The sequence below is a fragment of the Micromonospora endophytica genome (assembly GCF_003236305.1).
GTDB classification, from domain to species: domain Bacteria; phylum Actinomycetota; class Actinomycetes; order Mycobacteriales; family Micromonosporaceae; genus Micromonospora; species Micromonospora endophytica.
Genome location: NZ_POTX01000258.1, coordinates 1 through 8,149, shown reverse-complemented (window position 1 = coordinate 8,149; position 8,149 = coordinate 1). Strand labels below are relative to the sequence as shown.

General features: G+C 71.1%; 5 protein-coding genes. All 5 read right to left on the bottom strand.

Annotated elements, in window-relative coordinates; translation table 11 throughout:
• Nucleotides 1-59: 59 nt before the first annotated feature.
• Nucleotides 60-1,184 (bottom strand): DUF916 domain-containing protein, encoded by a 1,125-nt coding sequence (locus tag C1I93_RS25870; protein ID WP_223256772.1) that lies wholly within the window; start codon nt 1,182-1,184, stop codon nt 60-62.
• Nucleotides 1,185-1,245: 61 nt separating this feature from the next.
• Complete coding sequence (locus tag C1I93_RS25865) at nt 1,246-1,872, bottom strand: hypothetical protein (protein ID WP_111245891.1); 627 nt, start codon at nt 1,870-1,872, stop codon at nt 1,246-1,248.
• Between the two features lie 113 nt (nt 1,873-1,985).
• Nucleotides 1,986-6,164, bottom strand: coding sequence for an ExeM/NucH family extracellular endonuclease (locus tag C1I93_RS25860; RefSeq protein WP_181445328.1), 4,179 nt, complete (start codon nt 6,162-6,164; stop codon nt 1,986-1,988).
• Nucleotides 6,165-6,301: 137 nt separating this feature from the next.
• Nucleotides 6,302-6,994, bottom strand: a complete 693-nt coding sequence (locus tag C1I93_RS25855) for a hypothetical protein (protein WP_111245890.1) — start codon at nt 6,992-6,994, stop codon at nt 6,302-6,304.
• A partial coding sequence (eccE, locus tag C1I93_RS25850) for a type VII secretion protein EccE (RefSeq protein WP_111245889.1) occupies nt 6,991-8,149 on the bottom strand: 1,159 nt, incomplete at its 5' end. The genes C1I93_RS25855 and eccE, both read right to left, overlap by 4 nt.

Here is an 8,149-nt window from a genome sequence, read left to right as displayed (position 1 = left end):
ACCCCAAGGTGCAAGGAGGGGCCCCCTACTAACGCCTCGTGTATAGGAGGGGCCCCCTGTTAACGCACAGCCTCCCGCCCAGTTTCGCGGGCCTGGGCGCGTCCCTCCTCGCGGGCCTTGTCCAGCAGTTGCGCGAGCCGCTGCCGGCGTCGACGGACGACGGTACGGGCGGCGAACGCCAGCGCGCCGAGGAGCAGTACGAGGATCAGTTGCGCCCAGGGGAGTGCCCAGGTGGTGACGGTGGCCGAGGCGGTACGGATCTCGGCGCCGGTGGCGTCGCCGCCAAGCACTGCGGGCGTCACCTCGACGGTGGTGCGTACCGGGCCCAGCCCCCAGACCCCGCCTACCCGGGTCTCGACCGTACGGTTGCCGCCGCGCAGCATCTCCTCGACCTCGGTCGGGGTGTCCCGTTCGACCAGGCCGAAGAGCTCGGCGACGCTGGTCCGGCCGGCGCCGGTCATCGAGACGTTTCCGGTGTTCGTCGCGGTCCAGCCGATTTTCACGGTGCCGCTGGCGAAGGGATTCCAGGAGGGCGTGTACGTGGCCGTCAAGTCGTCGATCGTCATGCTGGCGGTGATCGTCCCGCTGGCGCGCAGCATCACCCGGAAGCCGACCCGGCTCTCCACGGCGACCGTGCCGCCGGAACTGGTGACCGTCGCCGCGATGCCGGCGGGGTGATCGCCGGGGCTGGCGTCGGCGGGCACCGTGATGGTGAACGGCACCACAGTGGTCTGCTTGGGTCCGACGGAGACCTTTTCCTGCACCGTGATCCAGGTGCCGCCGTCCACCGACCTCTCGTTCGAGGGGAGCATGTTGAAGCGCCCCTTGTCGGTCAGGTAGCCGTCCGCCGTCTTGAGCGAGAAGACCACCGTCGAGTCGCTGAAGTTGCGTACCGCGAGGTGCTCGGTCACTACCTGGCCGGGGTCGAGGGTGCGTTCGATCCACCGGCGTCCGTCGGGGCCGTTCTGGTCGGCCGGCTGCACCGACCAGGTCACCGACGGCTTGGCCGGATCTGCGGCAGCGGACGCGGTCGGCGTAGGGGCCGGCGCGGCGGCTGCGAGCGCCTTCGGCGGTGCGGCGGGCACGGCCGGTGCGGCGGCAGCGGGCACGGTCGGTGCGGCGATGGCGACGGCGACCAGGGCGGCGAGCAGGCGCGGCAGCGTCCGCGACGGGGTTCGGGTCATGACGGCTTCCTCGGTACGGCGTGGTGGGGATCGCCCGGCCGGGCGACCCCCACCACGGGTGTCACTCGAACAGGGACAGGGTCAACGTCGAGGCATACTCACCCGCCGCGACATCAGCCGGCGTACGCAGGAACAACTCAGCGTTGACGGTGTACTCGCCACCAGCCACCGCGCCCGAGTCGAACGTCGAGACCAGCAACTCCTGGTCCACCAGACCCACGTTGTTACCCGGCTGGGTGGGCTCGTCGACGACTGTCACCACCTCTTCACCCTCGCTGACCAGGCCGGTGTCGCCACCGTCGAGCAGCTTCGGCCGCCAACCCAGGTGACCGGCGCCGATCGGCTCCTGACCGGCGGCACCGACGAAGTCCGACGCCGAACCCAGCACCGCCCACGCCGCACCCGCCGGCACCTCGTCAGCGGTACGCGTGTCGGTCACCGTCACCGTCGGCAACGTGCCCACGAACTGGCGCACCAGCAGCGTCGACCCGTCCTCGGCCAACGCCACCGAGTCACCGGCCACCGACAGGGCCAGGACACCCGGCTCCCGGATCTCCTCGATGTCCACAGTCACCTCGACATCGGCACTGTCACCCGGCTCCGCCCACACCGGCGACGCCACCGAACCAGCCACCATCACGCCCGCAGCCACCGCCGCGAACACACGCCTGCGCGTGGTTGTGCTCATGAACCTGCTCCATTGCTGTTGAGAAAAAGTCGATCAAAAGAGAGGAACGATCAGGGAAAGCGAAGGGCTGGCGGTGGTGGCGCCCCGGCCGGGACACCACCACCGCGAAGCGGTCAGCCGCAGGTGATCGCGGCGAACGCCGCCTCGACCTGCGTGGTCACCGGCTCACCGTCGACGGTTCCGGTGATCTTCACCGTCGAGGTGCCCGCCGCCACCGTCTTGGCCCGCGTGGTGAACTGCTGGTACGCGGACTTGCCCGGCGCGACGTCGGCGACCGTACGCGACCCGTACGGCGTGACCATCTCGATGGTGAGCGGCACGTCGTCGGCGTTGCGGGCGGTCACCGCGAGGAACGCGTTGGGGCCGACGCAGCGCGTGCTGGCCTGCACCTCGACCTCCCACGCCGGCACCTCCGGCGCACCGTCGCCGACCGTGGACCGGGGCGTGGTGTCCGGGGTGATCGGCGTGTTCGCCGCGAAGTAGTTCACCAGCATGGTCAGGTCGTTGTCGCCGGTGGTGGTCCGGTCGGTGCCCTGGCCGAGGGTGGTGAAGTTGTCCCCACCGGAGGCGAGGAACGAGTTCACCGTGACCCGGTAGCTGCCTGCCGGGTCGATGGCCGTGCCGTTGAGCTTCATCGAGGTGATCCGCGAGCCCTGGGCGGCGGTCGGGTCGTACGTGTAGCTGAAGCCCTTCGACACCCCGAGCCAGAGCACCGGGCGGGACGCGCCCGCCGGCTGCCACTGCTGCTCCAGCACCTGCTTGAGCTGGGCACCGGTGTAGGTCTTGGTGACCACGTCGTTGGCGAAGGGCTGGACGGCGAAGGCGTCGGCGTAGGTCACCGTGCCGTCGGTCCGGTACAGCAGGTCGGCCCGGAGGCCACCCGGGTTCATGAACGCGATCTGCGCCCCGCCCCGGCCGGCGTCGGCGGTGCCGGCGAGCTGCACGTCGGCGATGAAGTTGCCGAGCGCCGACTCCTTGCCCCGATCCTCGTTGCCGTCGGTGTAAGCCCGCCGGATGTCGGCGGTGATCTCGCCGAGCTTCTGCTTGCCCAGCTCCTCCGCGCGCACCTTGGCGGCGGCGACGATCTCCGCGATCGCCGGGTTCTGCGGCGCACCGACCACGTCGACAAGGGACGCGTCGACGTCGGTGACCGAGTCCGACTCCGGGTCGTACGTCAGGGTGACCTTGCCCAGCCGCTTGCCGTAGTCCTCGGCCTGCACCACCGGACGCAGCTTGTCGGTGCCGGGGACCGGCACCTCGAAGGCGTACGGCTGGTGGGTGTGGCCGCTGAAGATGGCGTCGATGGTGGCGTCGACCCGGGTGAACTTGCCGAAGACCGGGTCGTTCGCCAACTCCTCAGCGGAGTCGATGTTCTCGGTGGCGGCGCCCTCGTGGGTGAGCAGCACCACCACGTCGGCTTCGCCGTTGGCCGGGTCGCCGTCCTTGAGCTGGGCGGCGACGCGGTTGGCCTCGGCGACCGGGTCGCGGAAGGTGAGCCCGGCGATGCCGTCCGGGCTGACCAGCGAGCCGGTCTGCTCGGTGACCACGCCGATGAAACCGACATCGACGCCGCCCACATCGCTCACCGAGTACGCCGGCAGCACCCGGTCGTCACCCCGGTACACGTTGGCACCGAGCAGCGGGAAGTCCGCCCGGTCGGTGACTCGGCCGGTCAGGTCGGCGATGCCCTTGTCGAACTCGTGGTTACCCACGGCCGAGGCGAGCAGGCCCATCGCGTTCAGCGCGTCGATCGTCGGGTTGTCGTCGTCGATCGCCGAGATGAAGGTGGAGGCGCCGATGTTGTCTCCGGCGGAGACGAACGCGGTGTTCGGGTTCTGCGTACGCAACTGGTCGACCAGGCCGGCGAGCTGGGCGGCACCACCGACCGGCTGACCGCCCACGGTGGCCGGGGATTCCAGCCGGCCGTGGAAGTCGTTGATGCTCAGCAGTTGCAGCTCGACCGGGCTGGACCCGGTGTCGATCCCGACCACCAGCGGGTTGTGGTCGCTGGCCCGGTACGGGTCGGGCGCGTAGAACGCGGCCAGCCCGTCGTACTGGAAGGCGTACGACTCGACGGCGTTGATCTGCCACACGTCGACGCCGGTGACCCGCGACGCCAGCGACGGCGTGGCCAGGGCGTGGTCCAGCGAGCCGGACTCGCCGTTGAAGACGTAGCTGGTCTTCCCGGTGTCGTTGAGGTTGCGGTAGTCCTTGCCGTAGAGGACCTGCATCGGGTCCTCCTGGGTGTACGAGTTGAAGTCACCCAGCAGGATCACGTCGGAGGTGCCGCTGTCGGCCTTCACCTGGTCGACGAAGGTGGCGAGCGCGGTGGCCTGCCGGACCCGGTCGCCGTTCCAACCGCCCTGACCGTCACCGGTGTCGGCGTTGTCGCCGGTGCCCGCGCCGCTCTTGGACTTGAAGTGGTTGGTCACCACGACGAAGTCGAGGGTGCCGGCGGTGAAGGTCTGCGCGATCGGCTCGCGGGCGTTGAACCAGACGGTCTCGTCGTTGACCGACCGCGACGCGCCCTTCGGCTGCGCCTTGGCCGGCTTGAAGATGATCGCGCCGGTGATGACGTCCTGCTGGGCCGGGCCGGGCAGCTCGGCCGGGTTGCGCACGTAGTCCCAGGTGCCCGCGCCGTCGGCGGTGTTCAGGGCGGCGACCAGCCGCTTGAGCGCCTGGTGCGGGTCCTCCGCGTTGAACTTGACCGAGTTCTCGATCTCCTGGAGCGCGACCACGTCGGCGTCGAGCGCACTGATCGCCGAGACGATCTTCGCCTCCTGCTTGGCCAGCGCGGCCTCGTCGGCGGCACCACGCGCGTCGCCACCGAAGTGGACGAAGTAGTTCAGCACGTTGAAGCTGGCCACCCGCAGGTCGCCGCCGACGTTCACCGGGGCGGCGGTACGCGGGTTGGTGGCCTTGAAGGTGGTCCGTCCGGCGGCCGGAGTGTCCGCGTCGACCGGGCGGGTGGGCTGGAGCCGCCACTCGTTGAAGCCGTACGACAGCACCGACGACCCGAACGCCTCCACCGCGTCACCGACCCGCAGCGGGGCGGCCGCGGAGACGTACGGCGGCAGCAGTCCGGCGGCGGCCAGGTTGGTGGTCTTGCCGTCGTCCAGCAGGACCCGACCGAGCTTGTTCGCGGCGGCGATCTGCTGCGCCTCGGACGAGCCGGGACGGGCCAGGTCGGTCGGGGTCAGCGCCGGCTTGTCGCCGGCCGCGAGCGCCACCTCGCCGTAGCGGTTGGTGTTGTAGACCTCGGCGACGGTGTACGCGCCGACCGGCGCGACGAGCATCGACTCGACCGACTCGCGGGCGTCGTCGGCCAGCGGGAACTCCACCGGAACCGGGGTGGGCAGCGGCGCGCCCTGCTCGCAGACCTGCACGTCGCCCTTTGCGGCGATGGTGAGCTGGGTGAGCCCGTTGAACTCGTTCGCGGTGCCGCTGACCCGGACCTTGTCGCCGATCGCGACGCTCGGGTGGTTGGCGGTGTTCGTGGTCAGGTAGACGAAGATGCCGTCCGAGGCGGTGCCGGCGGCGACCGGGCGGTCCCCACCGCTGCCCGCCGTCTGTACGTACACGCCGTTGTAGCCACCGGTGCGGTGGTCGGCGGTGACGATGCCCTCGACGGTCACCCGGGTGCCCGCCACCGGCGTGGCGGCACCGGCGCCCTGGACCTGGGCGATGGTGTGGTCGACGGCGACCGTGCAGCCCAGCTCCGGATCCGGTTCCGGGTCGGGCGTGGTGTTGCGTACCCCGAAGCTGTTCGGGGCCGGCGGGCGCCAGCTGCCGCCGATCTTCTGGAGCGAGTGGCCGATCGGGGTGGTGCTGGACTGCTTGACCCCGATGTCGGTGCCGGCGATCCCGTCGGCCGGGCCGCCGGCGGCGGTGAAGGTGCCGCCGTAGGTGATGAACTCGGCCACCGAGCCGGTCGGGGAGACCAGCGCGACGCCGTCCGGGTCGCCGTTCTGGATGCCGTTGACCGGGTAGTTCTCGACCACCACACCGGCGTCGGGCACCGTGCCGGCAAGCGTCCGGGCGCCGTACGTCGCACCGTTGCCACCGTTGTAGAGGACGATCCGCCAGCCGGTCAGGTCGAAGCCGACAGGTGCCTCGATCTCGATCGCCTCGCCGACATCCGTGCCGGCGTTGTCATAGTGGATCTCACTGATGAACGGTGTCGCCGGCACCGGGTCGGCGAACGCCGCCGTGCCACCGGACAGGGTCAGCGCGGTGGCGGTGACCAGTACGCCCGGGACTGTGAGTAGTCGTGTACTTCTTCTTCGCTGCATCTGTGCGGCCTCCGAGGGATAGACCGTCGGAGGATAAGCGCCGCCGGTGTCCCTGCGGCAGCCACCAGATGTACCAAAGCGGCAACGGTCGTGGTCTACCTCGCGCCTTCTGACCTGCCCGATCGTCAGAAGCCAACTCAGCCGGCTCGGGCCACCGCTCCGATGAGCTGTCGTTCGGTGCCGGTCATGCTGAGCATCACCCACTGCACCTTGCCCTTGGTGATCAGGCCGACCATCTCCGGGTGCAGCTGGGTGAACCAGCTCTGCACGCTCACCAGCCCGAGCGCGTTCGCCGCCCCGGCGGCCTCGGACTCGGTGAGCCGCTGGACTATCACGATGTCGCTGCGCACCAGCAGCTCCACGTCCCAGCCGGCCAGGTCGTCGCGGACCACAAGGGTGGCCCGCCAGGGCGCGCTCAGATTGGTGTCCGGCCCGGTCACCGGCCCGGTGTCGACCACCACGAGCTGCGGTTCGGTGGGCGTGGCCGGCATTGGGGGAGCCACCCCGGGTGGCAGGAACGAGGCGATTTCCCGGCCGATGACGCAGCGCCGCAGGAAGGCGTCCCACTCCTGCTCCCGGGCGGTCTGGATGAACATCCGGGCACCGAGCGCCAAGGCCCGGAAGGCGAGCAGTTCGGCTGCGCGTACCCCGCCGGTGAGCATCAGCCGGGTCGGTTCGGCCCGGAAGATACGCAGGCCCACCGGTTCCTGCTGCCGGTTGCGACCGACCACCAGCCCGCCGCCACCAGCGGCCAGGCGCAGCCCGGCCACGGTGGCGCCGTCGGCGACGTGCAGCCCGATCCGGCTGCCGGGAAAGGCGACGCTGTTCATCGCAGGAAACCTCCGAGCGGGAGGGTGGCGGCCACGCCATGGGCGTGTTCGCCGTCGAGGCGTTGCAGGCGACCACCGTGTGCCCGGACCGCCTCGACCAGCGCCCGGTCGGCGGCGGCCAGCCCGGTGGCGTCCGCCCCGATCAGCCGGAACGCTACCTCCAGCACCGCCTCGTCGTCGCCGGGCCGGCCGGACTGGCGAGCCGCCGCGATCGACACCACGCCGGCCACCGCCGGCAGGCCGCGCAGCAGCGCATCCACCTCCCACGCCCGGTCCGGCCAGTCGAGCAGCCGGTGGCAGCTCTGCGGGGTGCCCTGCGCCGACCAGCTCCGCCAGCCCTCCCGGACCAGGGGCCGGTCCGTGCCCATCGTCGTACCGCTGAGGTGGGTCAGGGTGGCGACGGCGGCCAGCACCTCGTCGCGGTTGAGCAACCGCGCCGACACCCGGTCGTGGCGCAGCTGCCGCCGGGTCCGCCGGATCGCCGCCGTCAGCGCTGGCCGCAGGTCGCGGTCGGCATGAAAATCAGGGGTACGCGGTGCCTGAAGCACCACCCACGCCTGCCGGCTGGCCGGCACGCTTCCGCCTGTCAACTCGCGGTACGCCCGGTCCACCGCCGCCGCACCCACCCGAGGCGCCGGGGTGACCTGGATCAACACCTGCACCACCACCGGCGGCGTCTTCGGGTCGGCGGCGGGCAGCAGCGCCATCGGCGACGGAAGGGCCTGCGGCGCCCCCATCAGCAGCGCGCCCTCGGTCGGGTCGACCTCCAGCACCGCACTCAGCCCACCCCGATGGGTGAGCAGCACCGCCGGCTGGTCGTCGATCTCGACCTGGTCCAGCTCGACGCTGCCCTCCACATGGGACATCAACTGCCACGCGGCGTCCGGCCCGGCGGCGGCGAGCTGCCGGCGGCGACCCCGGAAACCCCACCAGACCGCCACCCACTCATAGAGCCACCGGCCGCGCCGGCGGACCATCGTCGGGGCCAGCAGCACCAGCACGGCCACTGCCACGGCGACAGTCATCGGCACCCCGTACGGCGTAGCGGCCAACACCGCCGCCGCACCCGCCTGCCAGGCCACCAACTGTGCGACGTGGACCCCGGCCACCGTGAGCCGCCGCCGATACGGGCGTACCACCGGCGCTGGCCCGTCG